Below are 19,392 nucleotides of genomic sequence, written 5' to 3' on the forward strand. Positions count from 1 at the left end.
TATGAGAGGAGAAAGGGAACATGGTAAGTATAACTAGAAGCATTAACAAAGTATTAGTGGCAAACCGAGGGGAAATTGCCATTCGTATTTTTCGTGCCTGTACCGAACTAAATATTAGGACAGTCGCCATCTATTCAAAAGAAGATGCAGGATCTTTTCATCGCTATAAAGCGGATGAAGCGTATTTAATAGGAAAAGGGAAAAAGCCTATTGAAGCTTATTTGGATATTGAAGGAATCATTGAACTGGCCAAAACACATGAGGTAGATGCCATTCACCCCGGATATGGTTTTTTGTCGGAAAACATTGAATTCGCTAAACGTTGTGAAGAAGAAGGTATTCTATTTATTGGACCCGAATCCAGACATCTTAATATGTTTGGTGATAAAGTAAAAGCCCGTCATCAGGCTATTCAAGCGAATATTCCCGTCATCCCAGGGAGCGATGGGCCGATTTCCAATCAGGAAGAAGCCGAAATGTTCGGCCGAGACTATGGTTATCCCCTAATAATTAAAGCCGCACTTGGAGGCGGTGGCCGTGGGATGCGCATCGTCCGCCAGGCAGCTGAATTAAAAGAAGCCTATGAACGGGCGAAATCGGAAGCGAAGGCTGCTTTTGGAAGTGATGAGGTCTATGTAGAAAAATTCGTGGAAAACCCGAAGCATATTGAAGTACAGATCTTAGGCGATCAAGACGGCAACATCGTCCATTTATATGAGCGTGACTGTTCCATCCAGCGCCGTCATCAAAAAGTGGTGGAAATCGCACCGAGTGTTTCCTTATCTGAAAGTTTGCGACAACAAATTTGTGAAGCAGCTGTTCAGTTAATGAAAAATGTGGACTATCGAAATGCGGGAACGGTGGAATTCCTAGTCTCAGGAGATGCGTTTTATTTCATTGAAGTGAATCCACGGATTCAGGTCGAACATACGATTACCGAAATGATCACCGGCATTGATATTGTTCAGTCGCAAATTTTAATTGCAGATGGGTACTCTTTACATAGTAAGGAGATGGGGATTCCCACTCAAGAAGACATCCAAATCAACGGTTATGCCATTCAGTCTCGCGTCACGACGGAAGATCCCCTCAATCATTTTATGCCCGATACAGGGAAAATCATGGCGTACCGCTCAGGCGGCGGGTTTGGGGTTCGTCTGGATGCTGGAAATGGATTCCAAGGGGCTGTCATTACTCCCTATTATGATTCATTGCTTGTTAAAGTCACCACATCAGCCAGTACGTTTGAGAAAGCCGCTTCCAAAATGTTGCGCAACCTTCGTGAATTCCGGATTCGCGGCATCAAAACCAACATTCCATTCCTCGAAAATGTGGTCAAGCATGAAAAGTTTTTAAACGGAGACTATGATACGTCCTTTATTGATACCACACCGGAATTATTTCTATTTCCGAAAAGTAAGGACCGCGGTACTAAAATGCTGACGTATATTGGAAATGTGACCGTGAATGGGTTCCCCGGCATCGGCAAAAAGAAGAAGCCGGTATTTACGAAACCTTCTGTCCCTAAACAAACATTCTCGGAACCCATTCTAACCGGTACCAAACAAATCTTGGATACAGAAGGTGCGGACGGTGTCGTCAAATGGATCAAGGAACAAAAAGAAGTATTGTTAACCGACACGACCTTCCGTGATGCCCATCAATCCTTGCTGGCCACCCGCATACGTACAAATGATTTAGTACGGATTGCAGAGCCGACGGCACGTTTAATTCCTCAACTGTTCTCGGCAGAAATGTGGGGAGGGGCTACCTTTGATGTAGCGTATCGCTTTTTAAGCGAAGACCCGTGGGATCGTTTGTTGCAATTACGCAAGAACATGCCCAATGTATTATTTCAAATGCTTCTTCGTTCCTCCAATGCCGTTGGGTACAAAAACTATCCTGATAATGTCATTAAAGCGTTCGTGAAGGAATCGGCCGAAGCTGGTATTGACGTGTTCCGTATTTTTGACAGCTTGAACTGGGTACAGGGCATGACACTGGCGATTGATACGGTCAGAGAGAGCGGAAAAATCGCCGAAGCCGCGATGTGTTATACAGGAGACATTTTAGATCCAACGAGAAGAAAATATGACTTGACTTACTACAAGAAGTTGGCTAAAGAGCTGGAAGCATCGGGTGCTCACATTTTAGGCATTAAGGACATGGCTGGATTATTAAAGCCTCAGGCAGCTTATGAGTTAATCTCTGCCTTAAAGGAAACCGTGGATATTCCGATTCATTTACATAGCCACGATACAAGCGGTAATGGAATTTTCATGTATGCGAAGGCCATCGAGGCAGGCGTGGATATTGTCGATGTCGCCGTCAGTTCCATGGCGGGTTTAACTTCACAGCCAAGTGCCAACTCACTGTATTATGCGTTGGAAGGCCATGAACGCAGACCAAATATCGATATTCGCCGTTTGGAACAGCTTTCAGCTTATTGGGAAGACGTTCGTCCCTACTACCAAGCATTTGAAAGCGGAATGAACGCCCCGCATACAGAAGTATATGTGCATGAAATGCCCGGCGGTCAATACAGCAATCTTCAGCAACAGGCCAAAGCGGTGGGATTAGAAGGGCGCTGGGATGAAGTAAAAGACATGTATTCAACAGTGAATCACTTATTTGGAGATCTTGTCAAAGTCACCCCTTCTTCCAAAGTAGTTGGTGATATGGCCCTTTATATGGTCCAAAACAACTTGACGGAGGAAGATGTGTACGAGCGCGGCGAAATGCTAGACTTCCCGGAATCTGTGATTGAACTGTTTGAGGGATATTTAGGTCAGCCTTATGAAGGTTTTCCAAAAGAACTCCAACGCATTGTTCTAAAAGGAAGAGAACCTATTACTGTTCGCCCAGGGGAGCTGTTAGAGGGTATCGATTTCCACCAAATAGAACAAACGTTACATCATACAATGAACCGTCCCGTTACGAGCCATGAAGTCATTGCTTATGCGTTATATCCGAAGGTATTTATGGACTATCAGAAAATCGTAGAACAATATGGAAATGTATCGGTATTAGACACTCCTACTTTCTTATACGGGATGCGTTTGGGTGAAGAAATCGAGGTTGAAATCGAAAAAGGGAAGACGCTGATGGTTAAACTGGTCTCCATTGGACAAGCTCAACCAGACGGCACACGTACGGTGTACTTTGAATTAAATGGGCAGGCCCGTGAAGTCATCATTAAAGATGAAAGCATCAAGACAACCGTCGTATCCAGACTGAAGGCTGATCCAGCCAATTCAAACCATTTAGGCGCCACTATGCCGGGAACCGTCATCAAAGTACTCGTTCAAAAAGGAGAAAAAGTATCAAAAGGGGATCATCTGATCATCACAGAAGCCATGAAAATGGAGACCACTATCCAAGCACCTTTTGATGGAATCGTAAGAGATATTTATATATTAAGTGGGGAGGCCATTCAATCAGGTGATTTACTTGTTGAACTGGAACTTAGAGAGTAGAAAGGATAGTAAAAATGGCTAAATATACGATCGTAGATAAAGAAACTTGTATTGCTTGTGGAGCATGTGGTGCTACAGCTCCTGATATTTATGATTACGATGAAGAAGGTATTGCGTTTGTCATATTAGATAATAATGAAGGAACAGCCAGCATACCTGATGAATTCGAGGAGGATATACTAGATGCCTCAGAAGGGTGTCCAACTAATTCTATTAAAATAGCTGAAGAGGCTTTTGATGGGGACCCAAATAAATCCGAATAAAGTTTTTTTCGGTTCTGGTGCGAAAACTTCAAGATAATTGCAATGCATCTGTCATTAAATAGTCCATGTAGGTTCTATGTCTCTATCAAATTTTTGCACCAGAACCCTTTTTCTTTTGAGACTTTTATAGCTTCCGTTAGGTAAACTGTATTTCATACACTAATTGCATTAATTAATGTTTTTGAGACTGGAAATTGGACTATGTGTTTTTTCAAAGTAGGGATTAAATGTTCGTTCAATATGATCTACTTCTCTCTGTTAAAGATGGATTGATCATATCCGTTACTGCACGATATAGATTTTCCGGATATTCAGCTACTCGATGACATAAATACAAGTACCACTCTTTTCCGTAAGTCAAATATACTTTACAGTTGTATCCCTTACTTTTTAAATCCCTTAACAAATCTGGACGGATTCCGTAGAGCATTTCCATTTCTACGTTGGGATGATTAAGGTATTGACGTTTTTCCATTTCTTGAATAAGCATCTCATCATGTGTGGCTATGGATACTGGGTGGTTAGCTTCTATTAATTGTTCTACAAGTTTAAGATAACAATTATTTAATTCCTTTGATCTAGACATAGCAGCATCAGCAGTTTCTTGATAAGCCCCTTTGACAACTCGTATTTTCCCAGGATAATGAACTAATTCCTGAATATCATTGTTGGACCTATATAAATGTGCCTGTATAGTGATCCCTACATTAGGATATTGTTTAGTCGTTTTTTTATAGATATCAAGAATATCGTCAGTTTTTGATGATTCTTCCATACTTATCATAAGTGTAACGCCGTACAGATTTGCTTTCTTGGCTAACTCAAGTAAATGATTATAAGCTGTTTCTGGATCCACAGATAATCCAATATGTGATAAATCAAACGAAACTGTCGACTTCATAGAGAATGAACCCATTTCTTCAATAAGATTCAAAAACTCGTTTTTGGCTTTTCGACATTCCTCTAAATCTGTTGTATTTTCCCCGATGTATTCCAGTGAAATAGAATAACCTCTTGAAATCAGTTCTTTTGCTGTTACAAGCCCATCTTGCCTATGCTCTCAGGTAACAAACCGTTTGGCGGCTTGCAATAATAAAGGATAGAGTTCATTGGATTGTTGAATATAAGATTTAATATGTTCATTTCGTGCAACCGATTTAAGGGCTTGGGTGACTTGAACCTTTGGATTAATCATAACTTACATCTCCTTTTTCCTATTTGCATAAACTTTATCATGGTAAAATGGTTTATATTAGTACCATTTATGATGATTTTTCAAAGTACCAATTTTAGATAAGGAGTAAATGTCAATATGCTTTGGATACCCATTGACCGGTCGTTAGATATACCATTAATTAGACAAGTTTATCAGCAAATACGAGAACAGATTTTAAACGGGGATTTACAATCAGGAGAAAAACTACCGTCGACACGTGAACTATCTTCTGAGTTGAATGTATCCAGGAATGTGATTTTGGAAGCGTATGATCAATTATTGGCTGAAGGGTTTTTAGTTGCAAAAAGGGGTGCTGGAACATTTGTTGCTGAAGGGACTTTTTTAGAACAACAGAATAAAACACCTTCATTTCATTCTGTGAATTGGAGTGAAGATATAAATAAAGATGATAACATCATCAACTTTCGTTCAGGGATACCAGCACTGGATTTATTTCCGCGTAAGACATGGGCAAAATTATCTCATACCATATGGAATGACATTGCACCTTCTACTTTTGGATACGATATTCCCGAAGGACGTCCGGAATTAAGGCAGGTTTTATCACGCTATTTACTGAAAACAAGAGGTGTTGATTGTCATCCAGAACAAATTGTGATTACTTCTGGTGCGACTCAAGCTCTAACACTTGTTTCTAAATTACTTTTATCGCCGAATGATACAGTGATAATGGAAGATCCAATCACCAATGATATTCAAACTATATTTAAAACTTCAGGCGCTCTTCTTTACCCTATACCTGTTGATGAATATGGAATGAAGACATCGTTGCTACCATTAAATAATAATCCAAGATTCATCTTTGTTACTCCGTCCCACCAGTTTCCGTTAGGAGGAACGTTACCAATTCAACGACGGATTCAATTGATTAACTACTCGAGAAAAACGAATTGTTATCTTGTTGAGGATGATTATGACAGTGAGTTTAGATATGAAGGCCCACCTGTAAGTTCATTACAGGGATTGGATTCGGATCGTGTATTATACATTGGTTCGTTTAGTAAAATCTTATCACCAGCCCTTAGAATGGGATATTTAATTCTTCCTTCACAACTTATTGAAAAATGTCGCAAGCTAAAATGGTTTTCGGATCTACATACCCCTTCTTTAAATCAGCTTATCCTTGCCCGTTTTATTGATGAAGGCTACTTGGAACGACATATTACGAAGATGAAGAAAATTTATAAAAAACGAAGAGACTTCCTTATCCATTGTTTAAAAACAACATTTTCGAATAAAGTTAATATTTTCGGTTACTCAACAGGCTTACACCTAATTGTTGAATTAAATGAATCCCATTTTTCAAAAGAGTTACTTGAGTGGATCGAACAGTTTGGAGTTAAAGTATATCCTGTAGAAGATCATACTATTAAAAAAGGAAAACATCATAATCGAATTATTTTAGGTTATGGGCATCTAAAAAATGAAGAAATTAAAGAAGGTGTAACCAGACTACATAAAGCAATATATAATTTTAAATCCAAAAATTAAAGCCGATCCGTCCTTAGCTTAGCGTAAGGGAAATCGGCTTTTTCCATCCAAAAATTGGCTTAGTGTATATTTTTCGCATTTTTCTGCCGGGACCCCCTTATAGGCTGATGGATAATGGGCGGTCTTTGCTACGGATATTCCAATTTTTATCGGTTAAAGAGCCTTTGCCAAATGCTCTTTTTTTGATTTTCAGATGAGGCAGCTATAAGTTCTTTGACTTCTTCTTTTTCCTCTTGAATAGTTCGAATGAATGACATAAGTTGTTGATCGCGTTCGTTCATTTGCTTCTAAAATTGATACAACAGCCTTTGTGGCGTCTATTAGTGCAACGTTATTTACAATTAATTTTTTAAGTTCTCTAAACGCTTTAAAATCGCGCTCATAATAAATGCGTTGGTCTTTTTCATTTCGTTCAAAGTTATATCCGACTTTTTCTAATTCAATGGACCAACGTCTTAATGTGGAAGTTGTGATGTCTAAATCAGACGCTGCGTCCTTAGCGAAATATCCATATTCAGACGCGTCTGCTCCGTTTAATTGTTTTATTCTATCATCTTTATAACACCTCTAGGTACAGTTCTTATTACGAAAAGGCAGTTTAGTTGAAAAATGAATGTAAAGAAATAGTTAATTTTTGTAAACCATAAAGGATTTTAGTATACCCCTTTTGAAATTTTAAAAGATACTGGGTTTGGCAGAGGTAAGAGTAAGTATTAATAAATATCTATTTATAGAAAAATATTTTCTATGCAGAAAGGAGGAAAAATTTTGTTTTTAAAAATTGTAAAAAATGATTTCTACAGGAAGAAAATCATAAATGTGACAGTGTTTATATTTATAACGATGGCAGTTCTTTTGGGAGCTAGTGCAACAAATATCATTGCGAATCTGATGCAGTCGATATCGGAACTGCAGGAACGTGCAGTACCAGCTGACATTACGGTGATGCATGCCGGAGAATATGACCAGGCAGAAATCGACCAATTCACAGAACAATACAGTGAGCATATATCGATGCAGGAGACGATGGTTCTTCAGAATATTGATGGAAGCAATATTCATTTTGGCCAAAATCAAACGATGGCTGGAACTATACAGGATATTTCATTTGTTGTACAGAATAAGAAATTTGATTTTATATTGGATCTGGATAATGAAAAGCTGGATGTAAAGGAAGGAAAAGTGGCTGTTCCCATCTATTTCATGGAAAAACATGACTTAAAAATAGGTGATACGATTACGGTGAAAAGCGGCGGGTATGAGAAAGAGTTTGTCATTTCAGGGTATGCAAGAGATTTTGAGATGAACTCTTCCCTTACTTCTTCGAAACGGTTTGTGATAAATCAGAATGACTATGATGAAATGCTTGAAATGCAGGCTGGGGAACTGGAATATCTGATCGAATTCAAGCTGAATGAAAACGGGGATTCTGCTGCTGTTCAGACTGCCTATATCGAAGCAGGTCTTCCGGCAAACGGTCCTATAATCGAAGGAAAGATATTTACGATGTTTAATGCCATGTCAGATATGGCAGTTGCGATTGTCATTATATTTATTAGTATTCTGCTTATTGTGATTTCTTCGCTCTGTATCAGACTTACATTTCTGGCAACGATTGATGAAGATATTAGAGAAATTGGTGTTATGAAAGCAATGGGGATATCCAAAAAAGATATAAAAAAGGTCTATCTTAACAAATACAGAGTCATCTCAGTAGCAGCGGGTATTATCGGTTATCTGCTTTCCTTTGCAGCGGGAAGTCTGTTAAACGGTAATATGAGACTTTATATATCTTCCGATTTATCAGGAAGCTTAAAATATGTACTATCGCTTATAGCTCCATTACTTGTATATTTCATGATTGTGATGTACTGCCAGCAAGTACTGCAAAGAATCGATAAGATTTCTGCGGTGGAAGCTTTACGTTCAGATATCATGGAGCGCGGAAAGAACCGAAAATACAGTTTCCCACTGCTAAAGAACAAATTCTTCAGCACCAATATTTACATGGGGTTGAGGGATGTATGGAAACGATTCAAATTATACAGGCTGCTGTTTGTTATTTTTATCGTATGTACGTTTATTGTCATACTCCCCTTAAATACTTATAACACCATGAATTCACGGGAATTTTCCACATATATGGGAATAGGAAAATACGACATGAGAATCGATCTTCGAAGAACCGATAGTATTACAGAAGATTTTATAAAACTGCAGGAAGAGTTGAAAAATGATGATGATATTGAAAAGTTTGCAGCCTACATCACAAGTTCCTACCAGGTCAAAAACGTCGAAGGTTCCTGGGACTATATTAATATTGAGATCGGAGATTTTTCCGTATTTCCATTAAAATATCTGGAAGGCAGAGCACCGGAGGGTGAAGGAGAAATCTCGCTTTCCTTTGCCAATGCCGCAAAAGACGGATTAAACAAGAAAGTAGGAGATAAAGTAACCGTCAGGGTTGGCGGGGAAGAACAGACTTTATCAGTCACGGGTATTTATCAGGATATTACAAGTGGGGGAAAAACAGCAAAGGCGCATACGAGTCTTGGGGTAAATGAAGAGACCGTTCTTTGGTATATTGTGAGCATGGATATAGCTCCGGGCGTTGCTATTCGTGAGAAAATGGACTACTACCAGAATGCTTACGATTCTGCGCAGGTAAATGATATCAAAGAATATACACAACAGACTCTTGGAAATATCATTGATCAGATGAGCCTGATTGTTATAGGCGGAATCGCAATAGCAGTAATCATTGCTGTATTGATAGTTGCATTATTCCTTCGGATGTTATTATCAAAGGATATGTCTCAGATTGCAATCATGCGAAGTATGGGATTAACTTCTAAAAATATTAAACATCAATATATGGCAGGAACTATGATGGTACTGATATTGGGAATCATAGTTGGAGTGCTGGCTTCTAATTATTTAGGAGAATTTCTTGTAAGTATGGCAATGTCCTCTATGGGAGCCGCAAAAATTGAATTAGTTAATGTTGCATGGCAGACTTGGCTGCTCTGTCCGTTAGCACTCATTGTAGTAGTTGGATATACGATATCTGTGTGCTGTAAGGTAACAGAAGAAGATGATTTATCTGTAGTTTTTAGAAGTTAGAACGGCTGAAAAAGTTCCGGACAGTAGGCGTACCTGCGAAGGTGGAAGAAGTCCCCTGCGTGAAGCACCGGTGTAAATAAGAATGCAGATTCCTGAAAAATAAAATATTTCGGGGTGCCTCTGTGGATATATACTTTGATTGAATTGGAGAAATATACATGACCAATATAATAGAAGCAATAAGTATGAACAAAAAAGTAGAATTAGGAAAAGATAATGAGCTGAATATTTTAAAGGATGTAAACTTGGAGATTGAAGAAGGTGAATTCGTATCGGTCATGGGGCCATCCGGAAGCGGGAAATCGACACTGCTATATAATGTAAGTGGCATGGATAGAATTACTTCTGGCAGTGTGAAATTTAAAGGCTGTGAAATCCGCGGACTAAAAGAAGAAGAACTGGCAAAGATCCGACTGAAAAACATGGGATTTATCTTTCAGGATATTAATCTATTAAAGAATCTTTCATTGATTGACAATGTTATATTTCCTGCTCTTGTTTCAAAAGATACGGATAAAAAAGCGGTACATCAAAAAGCGAAAAAACTATTGGAAATGACAGGAATTGAAAAGCTTGCAGATCATAATATCACCCAGGCCTCTGGTGGACAGCTACAAAGAGTCGGCATCTGCAGAGCATTGATTAATGATCCGGATATCATATTTGGAGATGAACCGACCGGAGCATTAGATTCCAAATCGACAGAAGAGATTATGTCAATTCTTGTAGAGATTAATAAAAAAGGGACAACCGTAATGATCGTTACACATGATGTAAAGGTGGCAGCAAAAACCGAAAGAGTATTGTATATGGTAGATGGAAATATTGTGGCACAGAAGAAAATGCGTAAATACGATGCGCAGCATGACGATATTAAAGAAAGAGAAGAAAGCATTATGAAATGGTTAGTGGAAAATGGATTCTAATTTTTTATGTTTTATCAATGTCCTAGGCTTTTTTCAAGATGAAGATCGTCTTTTTCATTCTGCAAGATAATTTGTGACTTTCTGAACACTGTATGTCGGTAATAATCCGTGTACAGAAAGTTTAAGAAGATAGATCATGTCTTATCCGTTATTCATCGTGCTATTAAAAATATAAACGTTTATAAAATAATTTTACCACCTTTTTAAACTTGATTTTACTGAGTTTGATAGCTTCACAGGTTTCGTTTACAAAGGTATACCTTTATAAACGGAATAATCAAATGACTCTGACAGAGGTGGCATATAATTACGACAAATAAAAAAGAGAGCCACAGCAAAATGGCGCAACTTTTGGATAATCGAAAGCTTAGGTAACAAACGAGTTTAAAGAAGTGTACCATCGATGAAAAGTAGGGGGGATGACAGCTGTTAAAGCCTTACAGGAGGTAGGCCTAAAAAAGACGATCCATTATAAATTTGTCAGGGATTATGAAGGAGGGGAAAATAAACTTATATAAGTTAGGAAGAAACTCGTCAAAAAATTAGCATCTGCCGATGAGCAGATGCTAATTTTTTGAAAGGGGGGGAATACATCAATGTGGTAGGGTTCTGATGCAAAAAGAATCAGACAGACAAACCATTATGAATATTACCTACTCTATGGACAATTATTATTAGAAACAAAAAATACCGAATTTTCATGGTATAAAAACCAGAAATATTCGGTATTAATCTTGTGTTTTTATTTATAATTTAACAAAATTCAAGATTTTCACCATAACTAGAATAAATTCCCTGTAAAAATGAGACTTGTTTTGTTCATTTTTAAACAACTTTATTGTCACTGCCCATATCCATTTTTACAGTTGGTATTGAACACTCTTGCTCGAAGGCATAAGCAAAACGATAAAGATTGGATTCATCAAAACGTTTTCCTATTAATTGAAGTCCGATAGGCAATCCTGATCTCGAAAACCCGCATGGAATTGAAATACTAGGAAACCCATTAAAATTTGTTGGTGAAGTCAGACGAAGAAGCGTGGATCGAACTTGCTCCTGAGAGGTCCCTACATACACTTCTCTCTGATCGATATCAGGTGGTAAAATCGGAATAGTAGGAGTTAAAATAACCTCTACATCTTTAAGAGCCTGGTCAAAGTGTTGAATGGCCGTATGTTTGAACTGTTGAGCCTGAACATATTCATATGCCATTGTTTCAGGACCAGTTAACAACCTTTCTCTAACTTCCGCTTCATATTTTTCTGGATGATTGCGCAAGGTTTCTTCATGTATCGCATACGCTTCACTTTTTGCAGTAATTTGTTGAGCCAATAGAGTTTGCTTCATTGCAGGCAAGTCAATCAAACGAATTTCAGCACCTAAATTTTGAAAAACGTTAATGGCTTCTCTTATCTTTATATGTACTTCTTCATCCACTTGATCAAAGTAATAGGATGTTGGTAAACCAATAACGCTGCCTTTAATTCCTTGACTAAGATAACGGGTAAAATCCTCCGTGTCTGCCTTGACGGAATAGGGATCCCTTTTGTCATAACCGGACAACACGTTTAGTAATATTGCGTTATCACGAACGGTTCTTGTCATCGGTCCAACGTGGTCAAGGGTAAAACCAAGCGGATAAACACCATATTTGCTTACTCTCCCGAAGGTAGGCTTCATTCCAACAATACCGCAACAAGCTGAAGGGATTCGAATGGAACCTCCTGTATCTGTTCCAAGCGCCGCATAACATAACGAAGAAGCTACTGCTGCACCTGATCCACTGCTTGATCCGCCAGAAATTTTAGATAAATGATAGGGGTTCTTCACTGGGCCAAAAAATGAACGGTCTCCTGTAGGACCATAAGCAAATTGGTGTGTATTTAGTTTTCCTACGATGATCGCACCAGCTTGTTTCAATTTTTCTACAACTGTAGCATCATGATCAGGAACATACTCTTGAAAAATCTTTGACCCTTTCGTGGTTTTTATGTTTTTAGTATAAATCATATCTTTAATTCCTATAGGTATACCGTGAAGAGGTCCTCTCCAATTACCTGAGATAATTTCCGCTTCTGCTTGTATAGCGCTCTTTAATGCTTCTTCCTGTAATATCGAAATGAATGCATTTAATTGCGGATTGATTGAATTGATTCGCTCTAGAAGTTGGCGTGTTACTTCCACCGGAGAAATGTGTTTTCCTCTAATGGAATTCGACAATGTATACATATCCCAATGAAAAATGTTTGAACTATTTGTAGCGTTCATTTTTTGCACCTTCCTATCCTTTTTGAGTCAAATGTTTTTCTACTGTAACTGGAGTGGATTGACCTGGCTTTACAAAAATCATGGCTACCATTCCAATCACAACGGCAACAACCGCTGCTATAAACATGGAAGTATAACCATATATAGCCACCAGGTATCCTGTTAAAGTAGGAGCAACGATTGTCGCAATATTGGTGAAAAAGTGGGTAATTCCTCCGAAAGTTCCTGCTCTTGTTGGCGCTGTATCGATGATGACAGACCAATAAACTGAATTAGGCAAAAAGTTGAATGCATTTCCGATGGCCATTAACGTCATGACTCCAACAATACTGTCAGCAGTTGGAATGAGAAGAAAACAGACCGCTGTTAGAAATAACGAAACTACTGCCAAACCGGATCGGGCGATCCACAAGTTTCCTGTTTTACGTCGTAAAGCATCCGAAATTTTCCCTCCTATAAGCACCGTAAAACAGGCGCCTATCCACGGAATCATACCTAGATACCAAAGAGAGCTAAGTTTAAAGTGAAACACATCCTGAAGATATTTGGGAGTCCAAGTTAAAAGAAGGAAGTTTACGTACATAAACCCAAAATAACCGATTGTATTAAAAATCAGAGTTGGGTTCTTAAAAAAATGGTACCACTTTAGATTAGGATCGTTTGCGGCTACCATTTTCTCGTTAGAGAGCAAATCAGATTTTGATCGGATAATGTCCAATTCTTCTTTGGATACCTTTGGGTGATCTTCCGGCAAGTTTTGGAATACTTTGGACCAAATAACTACCCAAATCATACCGATAACTCCAAGTATGATGAACATCATTCTCCAACTGGTAATGGATAATAATCCAACAGCCACTGGAGCGGTCAACATCGCACCAAGTGGTGTACCCAAAAGTCCCACTGCCACTGCAAATCCTCGCTCTTTAGGAGCTGCCCAATTGGCATTCGTACGATTAACCGTTGAATAAGTCGGTCCTTCTGCTAAACCGAACAAAATACGAAACACTGCAAATCCCGCCAATGCTGATCCTCCAAAGAGGAGCATACCGATTTCTCCAGCAAAGGCAGTAGCAATTTCAAAGACTGACCAAATCAGTCCTGCAAGGATCCAAACATACTTGGGTCCTTTTCGATCTGCCAAAGCCCCTCCAAATAAAGCGCCGAACATATAGCCGTAGCCAAAATATCCGAGAACTGCTCCCCATGCTACTGAATCAAAACCGTAAGCGTCAATAATGTCCTTTTGTGCATAGGAAATTGCTCCACGGTCAACGTAGTTAATCACAGTCATGAATACAATCATTCCCATAATAAAGTAACGATAATTTTTCATGTTCTATTTCCCCCTTTTATTTCATCGTCAGATCCCTTATTGCGCCTTTTCGACAGCTAACCACCTTTCCCAGTTTCGATTTGGATACTTCTATCCCGCCTTTTAACAGAAGTATTGTTTGAATGTCACATGGTCAGACCATATGCATAAAAAAATAAGGTCTGGATATGAATCTAAAGATGATGGAAAAATAAAACGGGATGTAATTATAATAATTTTCAGAAAATTATTTGTCAATAGGGTGCATTTAAAAAATGATAGTTTTCCAACAAAGTGACCATGGAAATGCAACATCTTCAGGACTCTGAATAATTGATTTCGGAGTCCTGAGTTTAAAGTAATTCTCTATTCACAATCCTTCAAATAGGTATAAACAGACTGCATGTGCTCTAACATCATTTGGCTTGCTATATCGGCTTGCCGTTGTTTAATGGCTTCGTAAATTTTTTTATGGAATACAAGAGACTCATTCATTATCCCTGCTTTTTTAACTGCTTGAAAAACCAGATTTTTAATGGAGTTATATAAATCACACATGACAAGATTTTTTGAAGCTTTAGCAATACTCTCATGAAAAAGCATATCCATCATTACATACTCTTTTTGGTCATGGGCTTCAATCGCTTTTTCCATACCTTCAATCGTTTTAGCAATTGTCACCAAATCCTCATTAGATGCCCTTAATGCAGCCAAATAGACCAATTCTTTTTCAATGATTCGGCGCGCTTCAAATAAATCTTCCAATTCCGTATCAGCAAAGACAATTTGATACATTAGCGAATCTGATAAAAATTGATGATAATTCTTAGAGATGAACGTCCCTTTTTGGGATCTTTCTAGTAATCCCTGCGACTCTAGAACTTTTAACCCTTCTCGAAGTGAAGTCCGACCAACCTGAAACATGTCCATAAGTTCCCGTTCCGGCAAAAGCCTATCCCCAGGTTTCAACTTTCCCTCCAAAATAAGCCTTTTGATTTGGTTTACAATCAAATCACCAACATTAGAGCGTTTTACAGGCTCAATCATATGTGACTTCCTTTCTAATATGCAAATAATAGTATGGTCTGATCATGTTGAAAACCAGGCCATCAATATTATTTTATTACTTTTTATCTGTCAGGGTCAATTTTATTAAGAATGGGGGCTGACACGCTCTGCTAGCAACACAAAGTAAATTGAAGAAATCGAGGTTCTGTAGAACAAAATTGATCGTCAATTAGCGTTCAATTTTTTCTAATGCTTTATTGTTGGCGAGTGACACAAAACTGTAGACTTTGTTGTTATTTGACATAAAAATCTAGTCACATTATTGTGGCTTTATAATAAGGTTACGATGTTTATAAAGGGGCGCTGATCTGAAATAAGGTAAGTGTCATTTTTAACATCACAGATTATTCAGAAAGATTCATGAATTTTTGATACAATATGTTTAAAATGTTTAGGAGACAAAATAATGAATCAGTTAGCTAAAAGGTATTGGAATGAATATTGGGCGGGGCAAGGTAAAGAAAAGCCAAAGTCTGTTAGTGCGTGGCAATTTGGAGATAACCCTGACCATTTAGCTAAATTAGTAATTGACGGTATAAAAACAGCTACGTGTTCAGCACTTATTCATTATGAATTGGAAAATGAACAAATACCTTCTGTGGGGGACTATAGCATCATTCTAAACAGCAAGGATCTACCAGTAGCAATCATTAAAACATTAGAAGTCGAAATAATGCCGATGAACAAAGTTCCAGAAGATTTTGCTATTGCAGAAGGAGAAGGGGATAAAACATATCGTTATTGGAAGGATGTTCATGAAGAATTTTTTAAGGCAGAGCTGAGTAAAATAGGCCGTGAATATACAGAGGATCTGATGTTAGTTTGTGAGCGATTTGAATTGATTGATGTAAAGAAATAAAGGATGTTTATAGATGGCAAATACCAAAGTATTATGAACAAAAACAGCTAATAGAGGATTTATTGATTTTCCGTAATCGGGCGCGATCCTCTAATAAGGATTGCGCCTAAAAAAATTTATATAAGATGAGATAACGAAGGGAAAGTCATTATGCGGATTATTAGCGTTAGAGAACATCCAGAGTATAAAGAAAAAGCAATAAAATATTTTCAGAGCAAATGGGCAAACGAAAACAGTATAAAAGTATATGAGGACTGTATTACACACAGCATACTAACCGACAGTCCGCTTCCCATTTGGTATTTAATGGAGGATTCGGGTGAAATCATTGGCTGCGCAGGTCTTATTAGCAATGATTTTATTAGCCGTATGGATTTATGGCCTTGGATATGTGCTCTTTATATTGAAAATAGCTATCGTGGTAGGTCTTTAGGTAAAGAGCTACTGTTCCGTGCTAAAGCTGACGCTGAAAAAGCAGGATTCAATAAAGTTTTCCTTTGCACTAATCACATTGGATACTATGAAAAATATGGATTCACTTATATAGGTGACGGATACCATCCTTGGGGAAGTAGTTCAAGAATTTATGAGAGCAATAACCAAAATCATCATTTTTCAGCTTAGCGATTTTTTTATTCAAGAAACGGGGGCAAGAATGCAATAAATGTGAAAATTTCGTTAGAATCTTTTTATTGAGATGAAGGGCAAAATAATTAAGCTAATACACTAGCAAGGTGGTTGTTAAAAAGAAATGGATAATAGAATTCTGGGGGATGGGCTTTCGATCATTTCACAATGCAAAAGGGAAACAGGAGACATTTGGCACGCCCATTTTGGTGCTGCAGCTATTGCTAGTTATTTTTTTGTTAAGGATAATAACCTGGCTAACAAGTTAGCACATAAAGTATTTTCGCAGTCGAGAGCTATGATCGAAAAAAATTGTGTAATGAATAGGAAACAGCACTATTCTGGGTGCGATTTAGAAATAGCTGATAACATCATACTTGGAACACTTAATAAAACAATCGATCACCTTCACTGGGTTGGCCATAACGTGATTTATAGTGCAGTAAGTTTATTGGCCATATGATTACTTTTTCTCATGCATTGAACATTTTATTTGATCTAGGCCACGTTTCATTTTTTAAGAGAGGACTACCACCTTTTCTCAAACTGGTTAAAGTTCTTCGAAGTAGTCGCCACGTTAAACCAGGTGATCCAATAAAGTTGATCTCACCAGTTGATCATTTACCGTTACAAAAGGCAGATCGATCGGAATTTCTGCCAACCGAGTACAGGTTTTGGACAAAAGACTATAGCCGGAATAATTGGGATTTTGGACACACCTTTAAATTTTCTTTTAGTTTTTACGACCATTTACGGCGAGTGGAGAGAGTGAACGCTTCATACATCGAAAATTTTCGATATATTATCAACCAATAGTTGAACTAACTTTTATACAGACATCAGGTGCACTTGAGCGTGCGCAAACGTTGATTTATCAAGGATGTATAAACAATAAATTGTGACTAAAACAGAGGGTTATATGATTTTTTTGATTTTATCATTGAATTATCATTTCTTTATTATTGAACTTTCTAAAAACTAATAATAGAATATACCTGTTAAATAATGTAAAGAGGTGTCTGGAATGAGAAAATTGATTTACCTTTCCATTTTTTTATTGTTTACAGGGATAATAGGTTTTACAGTTCAGGCTCAAACACCAAGTAAAGAAGTTACTTCTAAAGAAAAACTTAACGTTAAAAAATTAGATGTTGCTGAATTTTTTTCTGATCATAATGGAACGTTTATATTACGTGATGTTAAAACTGGAAAAACCTTCATCTACAATCAGGAAAGAGCTAACACTAGACAAACTCCGGAATCTACATTTAAGGTCCCTAATGCATTAATTGGATTACAAGTCAAAGCTGTTCGAGATGAGTATGATGTAAAACGATGGGACGGCGTCAAACATGAATTTGATACATGGAACCGTGACCATACTCTTGGGTCGGCTATGCGTGAATCAGCTATTTGGTATTATCAGGAAATGGCTAAAGATATTGGAGAGCAGCGCATGAATGATTGGGTACAAAAAATTTCGTATGGAAACGCGGATATTAGTGGAGGAATCGATCGTTTCTGGTTAAGCAGCTCTTTGAAAATCAGTCCGCTTGAACAAGTTGATTTTATGGAGAAATTGTATAAAGAAGAGCTTCCATTTGATAGACCTGTAATGAAAACTGTAAAACGAATGATGATCCAGGTGGAAGGGGATCACTACACACTTTACGGGAAAACGGGAACAAGATTGTCTGATTTAGGTTTAGGATGGTTTGTTGGATTTATAAAAGTGGACAACCGTTCTTATGTTTTTGTAACAAACATTGATAGTACGGGTACAAAAGCTAAAAACATCACATTGGATATCTTAAAGAAGTACCATTTATTATAAAACAAATAGATAGTTATACTTAAACCATTATGAGTAAAAACAATAAGGGGGAACTAACATGACAAAGGGAAATACAATCAGCGATAAAAAGGAGTTGTCACAAGAACAAAGTGAAGAATTACTCAGAGTATTGAAAGCCCGTTTTGAGAAAAACATGAACCGCCATAAAGGTCTTGAATGGGCTAAAGTTCAAGCAAAGCTGGATGCAAATACTGAAAAACTGTGGTCACTCAATGAAATGGAAAGAACTGGCGGTGAACCGGATGTTGTTGGTTATGATAAAAAGAAGGACGAATACATTTTTTGTGATTGTTCAGCGGAAAGTCCTAAAGGCCGCAGAAGTGTTTGTTACGACCGTGAAGCACTAGAGTCAAGAAAAAAACATAAACCTGAAAATAACGCTATTGATATGGCAACTTCTATGGGTATAGAACTTTTGACGGAAGAACAATATCGAGCGTTGCAGAAACTTGAAAATTTTGATATGAAAACGTCGAGTTGGGTGCAAACACCCACTGATATTAGAGAACTTGGCGGTGCACTTTTTTGCGATTGTCGCTACGGTCACGTCTTCGTGTATCATAATGGAGCAGAATCCTACTATGCTGCCAGAGGTTTTCGTGGCTCGCTAATGGTCTAAATTTTGCACAGACAGCTAAATTTGAATTTGATAACAGATCACCTAGTGAAAAGTTTTCATTTCATTCTTCAACTATCGGGCGCAATTCCGTAACAAGAATTGTGCACTTTTTATGTTTAGGTTAGATTGTAGAACAACTTAAATTTTTTCATCTAATTAGAAAACTTTGTTAGAAAAACTGACATGAAAGTGGAATGGGAAGGGGAGGTGTCATATGATGATATTAGATCACATGATTCTCCTGCGATTTCGAATCATTTAGAAG

Annotated in this window: 13 protein-coding genes and 2 pseudogenes; 10 read left to right on the top strand and 5 right to left on the bottom strand. The window is 37.8% G+C overall.

The window, feature by feature from the left end; all coding sequences use genetic code 11:
* Positions 1 to 20: 20 nt before the first annotated feature.
* Together pyc and BK575_RS04110 are read left to right on the top strand one after the other, a co-directional pair.
* Positions 21 to 3,476 (top strand): pyruvate carboxylase, encoded by a 3,456-nt coding sequence (gene pyc, locus BK575_RS04105; RefSeq protein WP_078409020.1) that lies wholly within the window; start codon positions 21 to 23, stop codon positions 3,474 to 3,476.
* A 14-nt stretch (positions 3,477 to 3,490) separates the two neighbouring features.
* Positions 3,491 to 3,739: a ferredoxin gene (locus BK575_RS04110; protein WP_078409021.1), complete on the top strand. Its 249-nt coding sequence runs from the start codon at positions 3,491 to 3,493 to the stop codon at positions 3,737 to 3,739.
* A 235-nt stretch (positions 3,740 to 3,974) separates the two neighbouring features.
* Here BK575_RS04110 and BK575_RS04115 read toward each other — a convergent pair.
* Positions 3,975 to 4,934: pseudogene (locus BK575_RS04115) on the bottom strand (proline dehydrogenase family protein).
* A 117-nt stretch (positions 4,935 to 5,051) separates the two neighbouring features.
* On the opposite strand from BK575_RS04115, the gene pdxR reads away from it, so the two are divergent.
* Entirely contained in the window at positions 5,052 to 6,467 is a 1,416-nt protein-coding gene (gene pdxR / locus BK575_RS04120) for a MocR-like pyridoxine biosynthesis transcription factor PdxR (RefSeq protein ID WP_078409022.1), read from the top strand.
* Positions 6,468 to 6,613: 146 nt separating this feature from the next.
* Here the strand turns inward: pdxR and BK575_RS29540 are convergent, their stop codons facing one another.
* The gene (locus BK575_RS29540; RefSeq protein WP_078409023.1) at positions 6,614 to 6,748 is read right to left on the bottom strand and encodes a DUF3967 domain-containing protein; all 135 of its coding nucleotides are present in this window, start codon (positions 6,746 to 6,748) and stop codon (positions 6,614 to 6,616) included.
* Between the two features lie 487 nt (positions 6,749 to 7,235).
* Here BK575_RS29540 and BK575_RS04135 point away from each other — a divergent pair, with 487 nt between their 5' ends.
* A complete protein-coding gene (locus BK575_RS04135; RefSeq protein ID WP_078409024.1) occupies positions 7,236 to 9,590 on the top strand; it encodes an ABC transporter permease in 2,355 nt (784 codons plus the stop codon).
* A gap of 158 nt (positions 9,591 to 9,748) precedes the next feature.
* A complete protein-coding gene (locus BK575_RS04140; RefSeq protein ID WP_078409025.1) occupies positions 9,749 to 10,516 on the top strand; it encodes an ABC transporter ATP-binding protein in 768 nt (255 codons plus the stop codon).
* An 825-nt stretch (positions 10,517 to 11,341) separates the two neighbouring features.
* On the opposite strand, the gene BK575_RS04145 is transcribed toward BK575_RS04140, so the two are convergent.
* The 3 genes from BK575_RS04145 to BK575_RS04155 form a co-directional block, all read right to left on the bottom strand.
* Positions 11,342 to 12,784 carry an amidase gene (locus BK575_RS04145; RefSeq protein ID WP_078409026.1) on the bottom strand — a complete coding sequence of 481 codons (1,443 nt, stop codon included), beginning with the start codon at positions 12,782 to 12,784 and terminating at the stop codon, positions 11,342 to 11,344.
* 13 nt (positions 12,785 to 12,797) lie between these two features.
* On the bottom strand, positions 12,798 to 14,120 hold the full coding sequence (locus BK575_RS04150; RefSeq protein WP_078409027.1) for an MFS transporter: 1,323 nt from the start codon (positions 14,118 to 14,120) through the stop codon (positions 12,798 to 12,800).
* A 345-nt stretch (positions 14,121 to 14,465) separates the two neighbouring features.
* The gene (locus BK575_RS04155) at positions 14,466 to 15,146 is read right to left on the bottom strand and encodes a FadR/GntR family transcriptional regulator (protein WP_078409028.1); all 681 of its coding nucleotides are present in this window, start codon (positions 15,144 to 15,146) and stop codon (positions 14,466 to 14,468) included.
* 427 nt (positions 15,147 to 15,573) lie between these two features.
* Here BK575_RS04155 and BK575_RS04160 point away from each other — a divergent pair, with 427 nt between their 5' ends.
* From BK575_RS04160 to BK575_RS04180, 5 genes and pseudogenes are all read left to right on the top strand, one after another.
* Positions 15,574 to 16,026: an ASCH domain-containing protein gene (locus BK575_RS04160; RefSeq protein WP_078409029.1), complete on the top strand. Its 453-nt coding sequence runs from the start codon at positions 15,574 to 15,576 to the stop codon at positions 16,024 to 16,026.
* Positions 16,027 to 16,176: 150 nt separating this feature from the next.
* The gene (locus BK575_RS04165; protein WP_078409030.1) at positions 16,177 to 16,650 is read left to right on the top strand and encodes a GNAT family N-acetyltransferase; all 474 of its coding nucleotides are present in this window, start codon (positions 16,177 to 16,179) and stop codon (positions 16,648 to 16,650) included.
* A gap of 127 nt (positions 16,651 to 16,777) precedes the next feature.
* A pseudogene (locus BK575_RS04170) lies at positions 16,778 to 17,469 on the top strand (hypothetical protein).
* A 208-nt stretch (positions 17,470 to 17,677) separates the two neighbouring features.
* On the top strand, positions 17,678 to 18,487 hold the full coding sequence (blaOXA, locus tag BK575_RS04175) for a class D beta-lactamase (protein WP_078409031.1): 810 nt from the start codon (positions 17,678 to 17,680) through the stop codon (positions 18,485 to 18,487).
* A 58-nt stretch (positions 18,488 to 18,545) separates the two neighbouring features.
* Complete coding sequence (locus BK575_RS04180) at positions 18,546 to 19,127, top strand: DUF4256 domain-containing protein (protein WP_078409032.1); 582 nt, start codon at positions 18,546 to 18,548, stop codon at positions 19,125 to 19,127.
* Positions 19,128 to 19,392 lie beyond the last annotated feature (265 nt).

It is taken from the genome of Priestia abyssalis, assembly GCF_002019595.1.
Classification (GTDB): domain Bacteria; phylum Bacillota; class Bacilli; order Bacillales; family Bacillaceae_H; genus Bacillus_BA; species Bacillus_BA abyssalis.

Bases quoted from the DNA above. Each gene is read 5' to 3' on its own strand.
- pyc (WP_078409020.1), top strand. From the start codon at position 21: ATGGTAAGTATAACTAGAAGCATTAACAAAGTATTAGTGGCAAACCGA.
- BK575_RS04110 (WP_078409021.1), top strand. From the start codon at position 3,491: ATGGCTAAATATACGATCGTAGATAAAGAAACTTGTATTGCTTGTGGA.
- pdxR (WP_078409022.1), top strand. From the start codon at position 5,052: ATGCTTTGGATACCCATTGACCGGTCGTTAGATATACCATTAATTAGA.
- BK575_RS29540 (WP_078409023.1), bottom strand. From the start codon at position 6,748: ATGAACGAACGCGATCAACAACTTATGTCATTCATTCGAACTATTCAA.
- BK575_RS04140 (WP_078409025.1), top strand. From the start codon at position 9,749: ATGACCAATATAATAGAAGCAATAAGTATGAACAAAAAAGTAGAATTA.
- BK575_RS04145 (WP_078409026.1), bottom strand. From the start codon at position 12,784: ATGAACGCTACAAATAGTTCAAACATTTTTCATTGGGATATGTATACA.
- BK575_RS04150 (WP_078409027.1), bottom strand. From the start codon at position 14,120: ATGAAAAATTATCGTTACTTTATTATGGGAATGATTGTATTCATGACT.
- BK575_RS04155 (WP_078409028.1), bottom strand. From the start codon at position 15,146: ATGATTGAGCCTGTAAAACGCTCTAATGTTGGTGATTTGATTGTAAAC.
- BK575_RS04160 (WP_078409029.1), top strand. From the start codon at position 15,574: ATGAATCAGTTAGCTAAAAGGTATTGGAATGAATATTGGGCGGGGCAA.
- BK575_RS04165 (WP_078409030.1), top strand. From the start codon at position 16,177: ATGCGGATTATTAGCGTTAGAGAACATCCAGAGTATAAAGAAAAAGCA.
- blaOXA (WP_078409031.1), top strand. From the start codon at position 17,678: ATGAGAAAATTGATTTACCTTTCCATTTTTTTATTGTTTACAGGGATA.
- BK575_RS04180 (WP_078409032.1), top strand. From the start codon at position 18,546: ATGACAAAGGGAAATACAATCAGCGATAAAAAGGAGTTGTCACAAGAA.